General features: G+C 57.7%; 10 protein-coding genes. 1 reads left to right on the top strand and 9 read right to left on the bottom strand.

All coding sequences use genetic code 11. The features are described 5' to 3' along the window. Positions 1-24 precede the first annotated feature (24 nt). The 6 genes from GSQ80_RS08825 to GSQ80_RS08800 form a co-directional block, all read right to left on the bottom strand. A complete protein-coding gene (locus GSQ80_RS08825) occupies positions 25-1,752 on the bottom strand; it encodes a glycoside hydrolase family 2 protein (RefSeq protein ID WP_158787261.1) in 1,728 nt (575 codons plus the stop codon). A gap of 99 nt (positions 1,753-1,851) precedes the next feature. Beyond that, positions 1,852-5,334 carry a carboxypeptidase-like regulatory domain-containing protein gene (locus tag GSQ80_RS08820; RefSeq protein WP_158787260.1) on the bottom strand — a complete coding sequence of 1,161 codons (3,483 nt, stop codon included), beginning with the start codon at positions 5,332-5,334 and terminating at the stop codon, positions 1,852-1,854. A gap of 40 nt (positions 5,335-5,374) precedes the next feature. Continuing rightward, positions 5,375-6,661 carry a hypothetical protein gene (locus GSQ80_RS08815; RefSeq protein WP_158787259.1) on the bottom strand — a complete coding sequence of 429 codons (1,287 nt, stop codon included), beginning with the start codon at positions 6,659-6,661 and terminating at the stop codon, positions 5,375-5,377. A 322-nt stretch (positions 6,662-6,983) separates the two neighbouring features. Continuing rightward, complete coding sequence (locus GSQ80_RS08810; RefSeq protein ID WP_254059527.1) at positions 6,984-9,281, bottom strand: FAD-dependent oxidoreductase; 2,298 nt, start codon at positions 9,279-9,281, stop codon at positions 6,984-6,986. Next, complete coding sequence (locus GSQ80_RS08805; RefSeq protein ID WP_158787258.1) at positions 9,278-10,591, bottom strand: MFS transporter; 1,314 nt, start codon at positions 10,589-10,591, stop codon at positions 9,278-9,280. Before GSQ80_RS08805 ends, GSQ80_RS08810 begins: the two co-directional genes overlap by 4 nt. A 111-nt stretch (positions 10,592-10,702) precedes the next feature. Continuing rightward, positions 10,703-11,731 (bottom strand): LacI family DNA-binding transcriptional regulator, encoded by a 1,029-nt coding sequence (locus GSQ80_RS08800; RefSeq protein WP_158787257.1) that lies wholly within the window; start codon positions 11,729-11,731, stop codon positions 10,703-10,705. 599 nt (positions 11,732-12,330) lie between these two features. Between GSQ80_RS08800 and GSQ80_RS08795 the strand changes: the two genes are divergently transcribed. Then, positions 12,331-12,573 carry a hypothetical protein gene (locus GSQ80_RS08795; RefSeq protein WP_158787256.1) on the top strand — a complete coding sequence of 81 codons (243 nt, stop codon included), beginning with the start codon at positions 12,331-12,333 and terminating at the stop codon, positions 12,571-12,573. A 40-nt stretch (positions 12,574-12,613) separates the two neighbouring features. Here GSQ80_RS08795 and GSQ80_RS08790 read toward each other — a convergent pair whose 3' ends face one another. The 3 genes from GSQ80_RS08790 to GSQ80_RS08780 are packed head-to-tail and all read right to left on the bottom strand — an operon-like array spanning position 12,614 to position 14,803. Next, complete coding sequence (locus GSQ80_RS08790) at positions 12,614-13,213, bottom strand: nuclear transport factor 2 family protein (protein WP_158787255.1); 600 nt, start codon at positions 13,211-13,213, stop codon at positions 12,614-12,616. 3 nt (positions 13,214-13,216) lie between these two features. Next, the gene (locus tag GSQ80_RS08785) at positions 13,217-14,431 is read right to left on the bottom strand and encodes a CynX/NimT family MFS transporter (RefSeq protein WP_158787254.1); all 1,215 of its coding nucleotides are present in this window, start codon (positions 14,429-14,431) and stop codon (positions 13,217-13,219) included. Positions 14,432-14,434: 3 nt separating this feature from the next. Next, positions 14,435-14,803: a nuclear transport factor 2 family protein gene (locus GSQ80_RS08780; RefSeq protein ID WP_158787253.1), complete on the bottom strand. Its 369-nt coding sequence runs from the start codon at positions 14,801-14,803 to the stop codon at positions 14,435-14,437. Positions 14,804-14,813: the final 10 nt, after the last annotated feature.

Genomic DNA, 14,813 nt, shown 5'->3' with positions numbered 1-14,813 from the left:
GCGGGAGCGGAGAGATCGTGCAACTCAGGGGAGGTCCGTTTTGAAGAGCTTCTGTACTGCACTCCAGCTATCGCGGTGCTGTCGATCAAAGGTGACGACGCCCCAGTTCCGGATTCCATTGGGCGGCGTGCCGTGGAAGAGAGAACGGTAATCTGCCCACGTCCATAGCGACGCGCCGATCATCCAGGGGCGTGCCTTGACGGCAGCGACGGCCTCGCTAATGTCCTGGATGCGAAGCGGATCTTCGAGACCGGGTTCGCCCATCTTGCCGAACTCGGTGACGAAGATAGGCTTGTCGGGATAGAGTTCGTGCGCGTGATCGAAGCGTTGGGCGTAGTTACCGTAAATATTAATGGAGACGAAGTCACTGTACTGACTGGCTTCATCTTTGCCGGTTTTGACCGCCGGATCGCTGGTGAAGCGGGAGGCAAAGGTGATGAGGCGCGTGGGATCGACCTTGAGCGTGTAGGCACGCATGTCGCGGGTCCAGGCGAGGCCTTGAGGGGTGTAGGACTCGTACTCGTTGCCTACGCTCCAGGCGATGACGGATGGATGGTTCCAATCTTCCCGCATCATCTCCTGCATCTGCTGCTTCCAAAGCGCGCGCAGACCGGAGTCCGCCATCTGCCATGCGCCAAGGTCCCAGTTGCCAGCTTCGGCGATGATGAGCATGCCGTGCTTGTCGGCAAAGTCAAGGAGATCGGGAGCCTGCGGATAGTGTGCGATACGCATCATGCGCATATTGTCAGCGAGCATGTCGCTGAGGTCGCGGTCGATGATAGCAGGGGACTCACGCAGGCCCTCTTTGGGATCTTCGCTTACACGGTTTGCGCCGAATAGATGAACGGGTGTGCCGTTGAGTAAGAGCTGCGTGCCTTGTACGCGGATGTCGCGGACACCGATGCTCGAGCTCCATTGATCGCCGGGAACCTGTACAGATGCCTGATAGAGAAATGGATCCTTAACGCTCCAGAGATGCGCGCGGCTCAGGCTGGACGACCAGTGAAGAACGACGTCCGATCCAGCGGCAACGTGCGTTGGCGGAAAGGAGATGGTGATCCCCGCAATGGATCCCTGAGGAGCACTGTCGATAGCGGTGGCGCCGCCGTTGTGCAGCCAGAGTTGAACCTTCAACGTGGCGGTGCCGGTGGTTAGATCCGGTTGCGCGTCGACCTTGACGTTGCGGATGTAGACCGCGTCCGTAATGAGCAGGCTAACGGGGCGCACAATGCCGCCGTAGGGCATCCAGCCGACGATGGTGGCGTTGGAGGCGGAACCGAAGTTATCGGAGCGCTGCGAACCGTGTGAGGTTGCCAGCGTGGGGATGGTTGTCGTGAGCGTGGGAACGTTGCTGGCTTCGACGGTGAGATGATTTGTGCCCGGCACAAGGAGCTTGGTGACGTCGAATTCGAAGGGTGTGTAGCCACCGTCGTGCGTTCCGAGAAAGTGACCGTTGAGCCAGACGTTGGCAACATCATAGACTGCGTCAAAGTGGAGACGGATGATTTGGCCGGGCTGGAGCGTGGGGGACTGGAAGTCGCGATCGTACATTCCGTCGCCGATAAAGCTGCGGTAGCCGTCCATGGTTAGCCAGGAGCTGGGGACGGAGACAGCAACCGGACCGTCACTGGTGGCGGTCTTGAAGGTCCAACCGGCACCGTCAAGGTCGATGCGTTGCGACGCGCAGGCAGGCAGACAGGCGCAAAGCAGCAGCGCAAATATAAGCAGGCGCTTGCTTGCAGGTGGTTTCAACGGAACCCCCTTATGGATGCATTGGGCTGCGACGCGCTTCCTCCAGGGACAGTGGAGGAAGCGGTCGCAGACTGGGTTGTACGACGCGGGCAGAGTCGGCTAGAAGATGAGCTTGAGTGCGAGCTGCACCTGGCGTCCAGCTGCGGCCGCGCTGACGACACCGAAGTTCGGATTATTGTTTGGGCCCGTGGCGCTGGCGGAGGAGAACGTCGTGCCAGGGGCGCTGTAGTTGACATGGTTGAAGGTGTTGAAGGTTTCTACGCGAAACTGAAGCGAAGCGCGCTGCGTAATGGGCGTGGTCTTGAAGACGGAGATATCGAAGTCTTCCGTGCCAGCAGCGCGATTATTGGGCAGCGTGCGGGGGACGTTACCGAAGGAGTTGCCGGAAACGTTTGGCGCATTGCTGAAGGCGGCAGTGTTGAACCATTCGCTCTTGCTGCGGTTACGCAGGATCGTGCTTTGGCCGGGGGTAAAGTTTGGACGGGTGGCATACGGGTTGTTGCTATCGCCACTGATCGCCAGCGGAAAACCTGTCTGGAAGGTGGCGATGGCGTTGACTTGATAGCCACCGATCAATCCATTGACGAATCTATTGCTTGAGCTGAAGCGATTCCCTTTGCCAAAGGGGAGATCGTAAAGCATGCTGGTGGTGGAGCGTTGTGAGACGTCCGTCGGATCGAGCGAGTATTCAGCGCGCGGGTTGTAGATGTTCTGGAAGCCGTTGAGGTTGGTGGATGCCGACAGATAGGCGAGCGGCGTATTGATGCTGTCGTCGAGCAGCTTTCCGACGGTGTAGGCGAACAGAATCGTGAGACCATGACCGGCACGGCGCTGTGCGGTGAGTTCGAGATATTGTCCGTTGTAGCTGCCTTCATGGGGTGTGGTGTCGGCAACACTGAGGTAGCAGGGAAATTGGACGAGCGACTGCGCGAGCGTTATTAGCGTGCCCGCGGTGTTAGCACAGGGGCTGCTTACTTTTGCGCCCGGATTGGCTAGCACTTCGTTAATCTCAGCCTGCGTAAGTTGATTGAGGTTCTGATTGCCTTCGGGAAAATCTGTGCCCCGGTTAGCTGCATACGTAGCTTCGAGGACAATCTGGTAGGCGATCTGCTTCTCCAAAGACAGCGTCCACTGCTGAGACATCGGAGTTGGGCTATGGGCGCGCTGGAAGGCTACCGCACCTCCCAGAAAAAGGTTTGGGAAGGGCGTGCTTCCGGGCTGCGCAGGTTGGTACGGCAAGCCTGAGGAGAATTGAAATGGAGTCGTATACGAGGTAGTGGTGTTGGAGAAACCGTTGGTGAGGCCCGTAAAGATGCTGTTGAAGATGGAGGGATAGTAGATGCCGTAACCGCCGCGGAGGATGAATTTTCCAGAGTCCGTGAGGCCTAGCGCAAAGCCGATGCGAGGTGCGAAGTTCAGGTAATTTTCATTCATGAAGTTGCGGTCTTTTCCGCTTGCAGCCTGGAGAAGGCCGGGAAGACCAGTTACGGGATTGATCGCCGTCGTGTTGAAGTTGCTGTATCCATTGTTCTGTTCGTAGGCCTGTTGCTGGTAATCGTAGCGAAGTCCAAGATTAAGGGTGAGGCGACGCAGAGCCTGCCAGTCATCCTGCACGAAGAACGACGTGTCTGTACTGCGATCGGTTTCACCGCCCGTGACGGTGAGGGTAGCAGCGGCCGCGCCCGCGGTTGAGGTGCTCACATTGCCCAGGAGATAAGTGGCGTAGCTACTGCCGCCGACTCCTCCGCTGGCGGTAGTGGTTTGAGCGAAGTTGTAGGTACCAGATGGTGCGTTTCTCTGGAAGTTCGAACCGATGTTGTAACGAACATCTGCGCCAAACTTAAAAGAGTGATTTCCTAGAAGTTTGGAAACCGTATCCGTAATCTGGGGACCGGTATACGTCCTGTAACCGGCGGTGCCGTTGAACGCGGGCAGGCCGTTGCTCAAGACGGGTAACGTGTACTGCGGGACAGCGTGCGGACCGGTGGTGGGAAGACCGAGAGCACCGGGAAGGTCTTTGCCGAAGCTGGCCGCCTGGAATGGAAACGTGACGCGGGTAACGCCTACCAGCACTGTGTTGAACAGACTGGGTGAGAAGATCTGGTTGTCGCTGAGGGCGAGACTTTGAACCATTAGATTATCGTTGCGGTTGGCTGCGAGCGGGTTGGGATACAGGGTTGCAGCGGCTACCGCGCCTGCTGCACCGTCGTTCGTCTGGTTGTCGCTATAGCCGTAACGAACGAAGGCATTGTTCGTGTCTGAAAAGCGAAAATCGACACGCCCGAGAGCCTGACGGCCGGTGACCTGAATCTTGGGCTCGAAGTAAAAGTTGTTGGTGAGGAGGTTGGGGTTGGCGATGGCAGCCGGTGTGTTCGGGACAGGATAAAACTCAGCTTGGACTGCCAGCGCGACGGGATCGAGCCGGTCGGTGGGAATCACATCGTTCGGAAATTGAGTGCCGGGGTTGGTGGGTGGCCCTGTGTAGTTGAGCGGGGCGCCGGGGTCGTAGATGGGGATGGGCACGGCGCTGCCTTGCACGGAAGAACCCGCGTGCGAAAAGTCACCGTTGCGCTCGGCCAAGGTAGGCATGGATAGGTATTGAGGTTGACCCTGAATCTCGTGATATTCTTCCCAGTTACCGAAGAAGAAGGCCCTATTGCGCTTGATGGGACCGCCAAGCGCAGCGCCGAACTGGTTATAACGAAGCTCAGGCTTAGGGAAGGCCGAATTAGCGAAGTAGTTCTGCGCGTCAAAGGCGTCGTTACGGAGGAACTCGTAAGCCGTGCCGTGGAACTGCGATGTGCCGGAGCGGCTGACGAGATTGACGACACCACCAGCGGTATATCCGTACTCGGCTGAGATGACGCCGCTCTGCACTTTGAACTCTTCGATTGCATCAACGGTGGGATTGATGGCGACTTCGCCGGTGACCGCCTGGATGTTGTTCTGGCCGTCGAGGATGAAGCCGGAGTCTCCGACGGGCGAACCGTTAACGCTGATGGCGGACAGAAAGACGCCGCGGTTGCCGAAGCCTTCCTGATTGGCGCCGAGGTCGTTTCGAACGCCGGGCGTGAGTGCCACGAGAGCAAGCGCGTTGCGGCCGTTGAGCGGCAGCTCATGGATCGATTTGGCCTCGAGAACGTCACCGAGCGTGGCGCTCGTGGTGTTGAGTGCAGAGGCGTCGGAGGAGACTTCGATGGTCTGCTCGCCAGCACCTGCCTGGAGGACCATCGAGACTTCAGCCCGCTTGTCGACATCGACCTGAACGCGGCTATCGGCTTTGTTAAAACCAGGCTGAACCGCTGTCACGTTATAGAACCCGACATTGAGCGGCGGCGAGTTGTAGAAGCCGGCTTGATCTGTTTTCAGGTGAATGACTTGTTGCGTTTGCTCGCTGCGAATATCGACGCTGGCGCCTGCAAGGGCGGCTCCGCTGGCATCACGAAGGTTGCCAGAGATGTTGCCTGTTCCCTGCTGCGCATACGCAGCGCCGCCGGCAACTACGGACACGATTAGCAGCGCGATAAGCCTAGCCGCCTGCCTCTTCGTTGACCACGAAACTACCTTGTGAATCTTCAACATTGTTGCGCCTCCTTAGGATCGATTGCGTCGAGGTACAGCTCTATCTGGAAATCCAAAACTCATATGATTGCGGCGGTACTGTGATTGAGATTTGCGACTCGCCGCGCTTCGTTCCCAGAGGGTCGTTAAGCGAAGAGACGGTGTATCGGTGGCCCTGTAGTTCTTTGGCGGTGATGCCGGTCAGGACGAATGTGTACGGGTGTGTGCCACGGTTGGAGAGCGCAATACCGAGCTTGCCAAGCTTGCGCCAAACGAGGATCCGCTGGTCGTATTGCACCGTCGACTCATCTACCTGCAGGCGAGTCGCGTCCCAGGGAAGGTATTTGAGGAAGCCTGCCAGTGCATTCCAGATATAAGGGTTGAAGTCCCAGTGACCAACCTGCAAATTGGGACGGAGCGTATTGTTGATTGCCCCGGCAGGACGCCAGAAACCCAGAGCGTAGCCGGTTGCTTCCATATTGGTGACGGGCTTGAGTGCGTGTAGCCAGTACCACACCGGAGAGTTTTCAAAGACCATCCAGTTCATAAGCGATTGGCCTGTGTTCATGAAGTACTGATCCACTGTGAGGTTCTTTGCCCACGGCTGGTACTCAAACTCATTTTCGTAAACAGGCTTGCCGTCGGCTCCGTCTAGATACTTCGCACGGAGATCGATAGGGTCATTGGAGTCGTGACCTATCTGGTGCCAGGTCCATGAGTCGATATTTTTAGTTAGTGCGGGATCCTTGCGAATCTCGGCCGCGTACTTGCCGGATGGACCATCCCAGCTTGGCGCCTGAATTTGAACATCCGGTAGAAGGGCGCGGACCTTGGGTGCTGTTGCCCTGAGGACAGTGAAGTAGTCCTCGGGCGAGTAGGAGCATGTTGCATAGGCTTGGGCGGCGCTGCCGGATGCATGAGCTACCGCGCTTTTAGCTTGAAGACCCACGCCTGGCTCGTTCTGCAGACCCCATTGCACGACGCGCAAGCCGTGTGCGTCAAGATAGCGGAGGTCCTGGACCATCGCATCACTAAACGCTGAAACGAATTCCGGGGTTGTCGATGCAATGGTGCCCCCGTAGTAGGACTTGTTCGCTTTCCAATAGGGTGCGGGGGACCAGTACTCAACGTCGAAGCCCTCGATTCCGGAGACCTCCTGCATGGTGTGAAGGTCGTTCATCTGGCCTGGGTAGCGCTCGATGATGTGCTTTTGCTCAGCGTCTAATCCACGGAGATATAACCCGAGTGCCAAACGCGAATAACGGAAGCCGTGCAGCATCTGGGTGTAAAACCTGGTTTTCTCACTCGGGGTCAGGTCGTGGGGCACTGCGACTACTTCACTTGGCATGCCTTGGTTTCCCGAGCCAATGCTGTCACTTTGGATTTCGAAGCCGAGACCGCGGATGATTTGCTGTGGCTTGTCCCCGCGAACTGTGTACGTTCCGCTCGTGACTGGCGTTTGCGCCCGAAGGCGAGTTGCCGTCTCTGAAGCAATGAGCAAGAGTCCAAGCGCGAACGCGAGTCGGAAGGAGGGACGGGGAGCGAGGCAGGGATATAACGTCATTGTTTATAAGGAACCGTTAGTTAAGCGTTTAATGAACGGGCTGAGGTTATATAGCTATTGAAAGAATTGTCAAGCGAAAATTTTGCAGAGCGCCTGATCGTTTAACTCACCAGGCCCTGATCTCATAGATGGCTGCGGATGGATCCCCATGGGTGGCAAGAATGACGATTCGGATCGCGCTGACGGTAATTGGCTGGTCGAACGTGTGGCGTCGCAATCTCTGGTAGTTGCCTTCTACGGTTGCGAGGGTCGTCCACTTCCCTAAAATTTCGGCGTGCACCTCGTAGTCCCTCGCACACTGTGGATCCCGATAAAATGGAGCGTATGCGTGGTATTCCCGAAGCAGATGTCCCGGAAACGTTACTTGCACTACGAGCAGCGTTTGAGGCTGCTGCCAACGCAGCTCCACCCATTGAGGCAATGACTGGTGCGGATCGGAGCGCCATAGGTGGGTTTGATCGTGCGGGCGACTCTTGCCGCTGATGACGTTCTCTGCGGGGAAGCAGGACTGCGGGGGGTCTACCTTGAGTGCCAGAGTTACACCGCTGGAGTAGCGGCGCATGGTTGCAGGGGCCATCTGAAATGCGGAGAGGTGGCCCGGCTCGATGGCTCCGGCTACATGCCACAGGACGTTGGAGTTTTCTGTGAGATCGACGCGAACATAGCCTGTAGTGGGAACGGACGTTCCGGACGGGACCTGCCACTCGATCCATTGCTGATCGCCCTGAGGAACTTTGACGGTTCCTCGCGCCAGCTCCATCTCATCGGAAATCCGATAATCCCAGATGTGGATCACTTTCATAAGGCGCACGCCGACGACCTGCTCCACGTCGGAGTGATTGGAGAGACAGAATTGGAGCTTGCGCAAAGGTTCCCCGCCAACGCCGATCCACTGGCCTCGCCGGTGGACCAACTCCTGCTTGAGCGGGACTGCCTGGTCACGCCAGAAGTGCAAGCCGGCGTGAGCACCGATGTTCTCAGGGCTGAGTCCGGCGAACTTCGCTTCACTGGAGGCGATAACACTTGCGCTCCGGGCCTTATCGGCGGGGTCTTCGTTTAGAACATTCGGAAGGAAACAACCATCGCGCAGTAAGTTTTGTTGGACGGCCTTGTACTTGGAACTGCAGATCTCCGCTACTGAGCTCTTTTCTTCAACAGCAATCGCTGCTGTGACGCCGGCGGCCTGCCCCATCAGCGCGGTTGTGGCCATGACGCGGACGGTGGCAAGAGCGCAGTGCGTCGCGCTTACGTTGCGACCAGCCATCATCAGATTGTCCAGATCCTTCGCAACGAGGATGCGCAACGGGATTCCATAGGGACCGGCATAGGACCGAACGGCATATTCACTTGTCTCGGCATAGCCTTCCGCGCTGGAGGGCTCGCTGGTGGCGGCGAGCAGGCCACCCGGGGTATGTAAATCGATAAACCACCCGCCAAATGCAATTTCATCCTCATGAATGGTGCTGTGAATCGCGTCCCATTCGGTCATGAGATAGCGGCCCATGATGCGCCGACTCTCGCGCTTACCGGGTACCTGACCGATCCAATCGAGCGCATAGTTCTCGGCGAGCTTCATGGTCTTAGGGTCTTTGTTTTTGATCCAATCCCACACGCCGAGCGTATGCCGCGTGAGCTCATGGCGGATGATCTCGGCATCGTGGATAGTGTTATAGGGCACACCGATCTCAATCCACCAGTAGCCACCGCGGATCTCCTTGGGGAGACGACCTTGATCGTAGAAGAAGCTGGCATCTTCGTGATGGATAGCCCAGTCGGGCAGCTTGAACGGGGTGGGGCGGCCCATATCGCGAGCTTTGAAGTGAATCGAGTTTCCCATGACGTCGGCGTTCGCGGTGGCGGGGGCGTGGGGTTCATCGAACTCAGCCTTACCCTCGCTGCCCATTCTCCACTCGCAGCCGGCTTCAGAGGCGACGATGCCGTCTCCGGTGCAATCGATGAAGACCTTCCCTTGGAGAGTGAGATCAATCTCGGCATTGCCAACACGGCACTGTACGGAGCGAAGTTCCCTGCCTTCCACGGATACTCCGAGGACAACCGTGTTGAGATGCAGCGTGAGGTTTTCGGTTCGCTGAACGAGATCGTACTGCGTAAGGTCCCAAACAGAGTTGGTCCATCCGTTCTCGAAGATTTCCTCGTGGTTTGCGGCGCGCTCTTCGATCAGAAGCTCGGAGATTATCCCTGTTTCGCGAGCGTATCCGTGAAAAGCCGCGGCGCCGTGGGGCGTTACGCGGACCTCGGATGAGCTGTTGCCGCCTAGTACGGGCCGGTCCTGAACCAGACAGGTCTTCGCCCCGCGACGAGCCGAAGCGACTGCTGCGCACAAACCGGCCAGGCCGCCGCCACAAACCACGACTTCGTATTGCTCTGTGACTTGCTTGATCACGCCAATATTTCTCCAGGGGGGATGTATCCGGCTGAGCGCCTGCCAAGTCGAAGTTGAAAAAATAGAATGGTTATCGCAACCGGGTGCATGAAGGCGAGGCAGACGAAGATCGGTTGGTAGCCATGGGCTTGAATTGTGTAAGCGATGAGACCCGCGGAGACGGCACCACCCGCTGCGCTCGCGGCGCCGATCATGCCCTGCACTGTAGCTACGATCTGGCTCGAGTAGAGATCGAGCGCTAGTGTCGTGATGTTCGTCATCCATGCCATGTGGCTGACGGCGAGTAGCGAGAGAACTACAACGGCCGATGTGGTGTTGCTGATCCGGGGGACGACGCTCAGCGCGAGCATGCAAATGGCCGTGGGGACCATGACCGCAAATCGTCCGGGCACCGCACCGCGGCGTGAAACAAACCAGCTCGATGTAACACCGCCCAGGATGGATCCAAGATCGGCCGCCACGTATAAGATCCACAAAGTTTTGCCTACCATCCCGAGGGTCAGGTGATGGCTTTCCTGCATGTACTTTGGTATCCAGAAGAGAAAGAAGTACCACACGGTGTCGGTCATCATGCGCGTAACGATCATCGCGATGAGGTGGGGCTGGCGCAAGACTTGGCGCCATGGCATTGTCGGTGCCGGGATGCGAGTTGGCGAGTCCGGATCGCGATAAACGGCAAACCAGATCAGCGTTACCAGCAGACCGAGAGCACCGGGTATAAAGAACGCAGCCCGCCAGCCGAAACGCAACGCTAGAAACGCCGTGAGTGGCACGGCGATGGCTGCGCCCAACGTGCCGCCCATGCTATAGATTCCGACGGCGATCGCACGCTGCCTGGCGGAAAACCAGTCCCCGACAGCGCGCACAGACGCAGTGTAGTTTCCAGGTTCGGCAACGCCAAGGAGCGCGCGGTAGATAGCCAGCGAAAAAAAGCCTGTTGCGAATCCAGTAAGAACGCTGGCGAGAGACCAGCAAAGAAGGAAGACGCCCTGTGTTCGCCTGGGACGAAACCTGTCTACCAGTCGACCGGAGACAACATACATGATCATGTAGGCGATCAAAAAACTCTCGACTACATAGCCATACCGAACGTTGCTGAGATGCATTTCGCGTTGGATCGTGACGGCGAGAACGGAGAGCGTCTGGCGGTCCACATAGTTGACAACGCTGACCAACAAGAGGAGGCCTGCGAAGACCCAACGAATCGGCTGCTGATGTGGGTGCAAGGCCGCAGTCGCGTTTACTGCTGCCTCCGGAGGCACGACAACGAGCTTGACCGGCGGAGATTCGGGGGTGGAGTGGTGGGGCATATTCACAGGGTTAAGCGATTAACAACACAGACACTACCACCCGATGGATTTCGTTGTCAACGAAGGAATTTGGTCTTCGGCCCGACGCCGGGGGAAGCTGGTAGAGAGAGCTTAGGTCGTCTGGCCAGGCATGAACTGGAACGGCAGAAGAATCCGGGTGCGTCGGTGGCTGGGGTTCTCGATAGAGTCGATCAGCCTAGCTGCGGCCACCTCACCCATTTGGAAGGTGGGTATAGCGAAGGCGGTTGGCTGGGGACGGAGCATGGAGATGAATCCAGCATTGCCGCGCGCGAGGATCGCGATGTCGGACGGAGACTTGAGATTGCGTGCCTCGACGTAATCGTAGAGATGATTGAGCAACTGATCATCGCCAACGAAAACCGCCGTGGGACGGTCGCGCTTGCTCGCGAACCAACGGTCTAGCACCATGAAGGCGGTGGGTTGCTGATATTCGGTATAGCCAATGCGGCTCTCTGGGAGTTCCACGCCCGAGTCGGAGAAGGCACGGCGCATGCCCTGCACGAGCTGCAGGTTAGTGGGAAGATGCTGCGATCCGCTGAGAAACGCGATCGACTTGTGGCCGCGGGCAAGAAGATGGAAACCGGCTGCCTCGCCGATGGCAAAGTCATCGACTCCTACATAATCGATCAACTCTCGACCGTAATAAGAATTGATCATAACGAACTTGATTTTTGCTTCGTCGAGCTCGTGAATTGTCTGGCTGATTTCGCGCGGGGCGCAAAGGCGGGTGTTGATAAAGATAAGCCCGTCGGTGAATTTGCTTTCGAGAATTTGATCGCGGGTGGCGCGGCCAGGCCGACCGGAGGGGGAGTAGACGAGGAGGTTATACCCGCGGCTGGAGAGGGTGCTTTGGATGCCGGAGAGAGCCTGCGCGATGAACTGGTTGAAGAAGATTGGATCGCGGAGGGGCACCATAAGACCCAGGAGACGCGTCCGACGCTCGACGAGGGCCTTCGCCAAAACATTTTGCGTGTAACCAAGTTCCTTGGCAATTTTGAGGATGAGCTGCCGCTTGGCGAGGCCGACCCGCTTGGTTTCGTTATGGTTTAGGACAATCGATACCGCAGCAGCCGAGACTCCCGCGCGCTTGGCGATGTCCGACAACTTCGGTGCCGACATTCGTGACTCTCTCCGATAACGTCATCTTCTACTTCTGGCCTTGAAGATGCAACTCTGCGATCCCGCACGGAGGCTGACCGTGAATGGTTCACCCGTCGGTGACTTGGAAGCCTTCGCCTTCTGGCGATTCAGAGGAATTGGTGACGGGGCACGGATCATCGGTCTGCATTCAGTCGTGAACATCGGACGATGCCATCTCTGTCGACCGCGACAGGCCTGCCGGACTGACGCTCAGCGATCAGGCCCGAGCGCCTCGGCACTTGCATGTCTTGCATCGCCGCCTAGCAGAACCGTTCTCGAGGAAGGGGCTCGAACGTATCTCACGCCACACCGCAATTTTGAGTCTCCAGTGAGCCTCCGGAAAGAGCCCAATGCTCGGAAACCAGCATAAACACTGAGTCTGGACGTAATATCACCTTCTGCATCGGCAAATGAGGCGGCGTTTCATCGTGTAGCTATTCACTCAGGTTGCGGGGATGTTCCCCGAACTGAAAGCCCTTTCCGGCGATTCTGAGCTAGTTCTCCCGGGCCGGGGGAGCAGCAGGAGGCCATTCGCCAAGAACGCTCTCAACAAGGCCTTGGAAGGACTTACGTTCGATATGGACCCCCTCACCATCCACGATCTGCGGAGAACGGGCGCTACGCTGCTAACGGAACATGGCTTCAACCGCGACGTGATCGAAAAGGCTCTGAGCCGCAAGGCCGTTGCGGGTTCGTGCCATCTACGTAGTTGCCTAGTGCGCCGATCAGCGCAAGAAGATGCTGCAGTGGTGGGGAATTATGTGGACTCCATCGTGACCGAATCCAAGGCGACCGTTGGCGACTTTAGTGGCGTGGCATAGCTGGTCAGCCATTGATTTTGCTGCAATTTGTTGAAGGGCCTTACAACGAACCTTTCTCGAGCCAGGCTGCCCCTCGAGCGTACAGTGCCTCGACCTCCGGGCCGGTCGAGCAAGGCATGGCAGGGTGCACGACGTATCCTACCTTGGTTTGAACATAGGCCAGGTGGCAGTAGTTTTCAGGGAAGCGCTGGAGCAGTGAACGATCGAGGCGAAGCGTCGCGCCCGGTTCCACCGGATCGATGCGGTCCTTGTCGTAGATCGATTCCCGCAAAACCAGCCCCCACTTGCTGTCGCGCTTTTCCCAGAAGTCATAATGCCGAGCCAAGCACGAAACATCGCAAAGACGTTCGTCCACGAAGGCGCGCTGCGTGATTGTCACCTTTGTCTGGGAGACAGCGAAGTTGCCGCGTACGTCGACCGCTGTGCCGCCCAGTAGATGCAGGATGCGAACGCCGTTGGCAAATCCTTTGCGGCTCGCCTCGATGAACTCAGCGTAGGGGGCCTGGAGCCACGTGGCGGTCATGCGCCCCTCCGGATGCCATATCGTGCTCAGCCGTTCCCAGTCGCCCATGTCCCGCCAGATGACCCAGTTGTTCACGAGTTCCTGAATCGCAAGCTTTTCTGCACGGCTTTCCTCCAAGACTCACCTCCTGTACTTCCAAACCAGCGTTAGGCCCAAAGCTGCAGCGGCGACCATGAACAACGGTACCCATGTCCAGTTCAGCCGCGTAGCGATCGCACTGACGATGACCGGGCCTGTAACCAAACCGAGCTTGCTGCCCTGCACAAGAACGCCGTTGATGATTGGAACGTCGCGTGAGGAACGCGCGCATTCCGGCACTTTCGCAAGGACACAACCGGGAATCAACCCTCCCACGCAGGAAAGCGCGAAGGCGCACGCGAAGGATCCCTGCCAGGGAAACCCAAGCGCAAACGTGCCAAGCGCCGCGGCCGCCATCACTACAAAGGCGATTGTCATCAGCAGCCGCGAAGAGACTCCGGAACGCAACAGCAGTCCCGACCCGACGCTGCCTGCTATGTTGGAGAACATCGCGATGGACGCCAAATGTCCGGCCTGTTGCGGGGCGAGATGGTAGTGGTCCTGCAGAAAGCTTGGGTACATGGCCAGCGTGCCTTGGTGCTGAACGGTAAAGCAGCCAAAGATCAACGCGAGCATGATCGCGTCGGAGTTCAACAGGGACTGACCAAATTCGTGCCAGCTGATTGGAGACGATTCCTGTTTTATTGCGACAGGACGACGTTCCCACTGCGTGACTGCAAAAAAGAGTAGCCCGAATACGAGCAAGACGAGACCGCTGAGTCGCCACAGCCCGCGCCACCCAGCATGCGCCATGATGGCTGGTCCAAACCATGTCGCCAACGCTATGCCAGCGGGCATGTACGCTCCCCAAGCGGCCAGCGCCGCCTGTCGGTCTTTGGGGCGAGTTACAACTGTGATCATCGACGGAGCGCCGATGATGATCATCACAAACCCAACACCTTCCAGCAGCCGGGATAGGACAAGAATAGATTGGTCGGCGGCGCCTGCTCCCCAGAACGCGGACAAGGCCAGAATCACGAAGCCAAAGGTGATGAATCGGGGAAGCCCAAAACGAAGCGAGGCCAGGCTGATCAGGGCTCCGCCCAGAAGACCGACAACATTGATTCCGGAAACCACCCATGCACCCGCAACCAGGCTGAGATGCAATTCGCGGCGAATCACAGGCAGAGCGCTGTGGGCCGCACCGATCTGCGTCGCAGCGAGGACCCCGGCGAGCAACGCCAGCGAGACGAGCGTCCACGATGTCCTGCTAGTCCCGGTTGCTCCATCACCAATGTCGGCTATCGTTTCCTGCATCCGCTATGCCTTGGGGATCGGGGTTGATTGCCAGGAAACAAAATGCCAGACACCGTTCGCTTTACGCACCCAGAGCGCCGTGAAGAGGTTATTTAGCTCTTTACGAATGCCGTGAATATCGAGCCAGATTTTGATCTGTCCCGATAGAGCAGCGGTCGACTCGCCAAAAATCTCGACGCGAACGTTGCTTCGCTCGAACCTCTCATAGCGAATTTCGCCAGACCTTAGCGAGGTCATGTACTCTTCCTTCGAATCCAGGACCGCGGAAGAATGTATGTACACCAACTCAGGACCGAATAGGGCATCGAGTTCACCCAGGTCGCCCGTCTCCATGGCGCGATAGCGCCGGTCTTCAAGCTCATCGATTTCCATTCGGATCTTT

The organism is Granulicella sp. L46 (assembly GCF_009765785.1).
Classification (GTDB): domain Bacteria; phylum Acidobacteriota; class Terriglobia; order Terriglobales; family Acidobacteriaceae; genus Granulicella.
This window is presented reverse-complemented; position numbering and strand designations above follow the sequence as displayed.

Coding starts and splice junctions, on each gene's coding strand:
- GSQ80_RS08820 (WP_158787260.1), bottom strand. CDS start 5,334: ATGTTGAAGATTCACAAGGTAGTTTCGTGGTCAACGAAGAGGCAGGCG.
- GSQ80_RS08815 (WP_158787259.1), bottom strand. CDS start 6,661: ATGCCAAGTGAAGTAGTCGCAGTGCCCCACGACCTGACCCCGAGTGAG.
- GSQ80_RS08805 (WP_158787258.1), bottom strand. CDS start 10,591: ATGCCCCACCACTCCACCCCCGAATCTCCGCCGGTCAAGCTCGTTGTC.
- GSQ80_RS08800 (WP_158787257.1), bottom strand. CDS start 11,731: ATGTCGGCACCGAAGTTGTCGGACATCGCCAAGCGCGCGGGAGTCTCG.
- GSQ80_RS08795 (WP_158787256.1), top strand. CDS start 12,331: ATGGACCCCCTCACCATCCACGATCTGCGGAGAACGGGCGCTACGCTG.
- GSQ80_RS08785 (WP_158787254.1), bottom strand. CDS start 14,431: ATGCAGGAAACGATAGCCGACATTGGTGATGGAGCAACCGGGACTAGC.
- GSQ80_RS08780 (WP_158787253.1), bottom strand. CDS start 14,803: ATGGAAATCGATGAGCTTGAAGACCGGCGCTATCGCGCCATGGAGACG.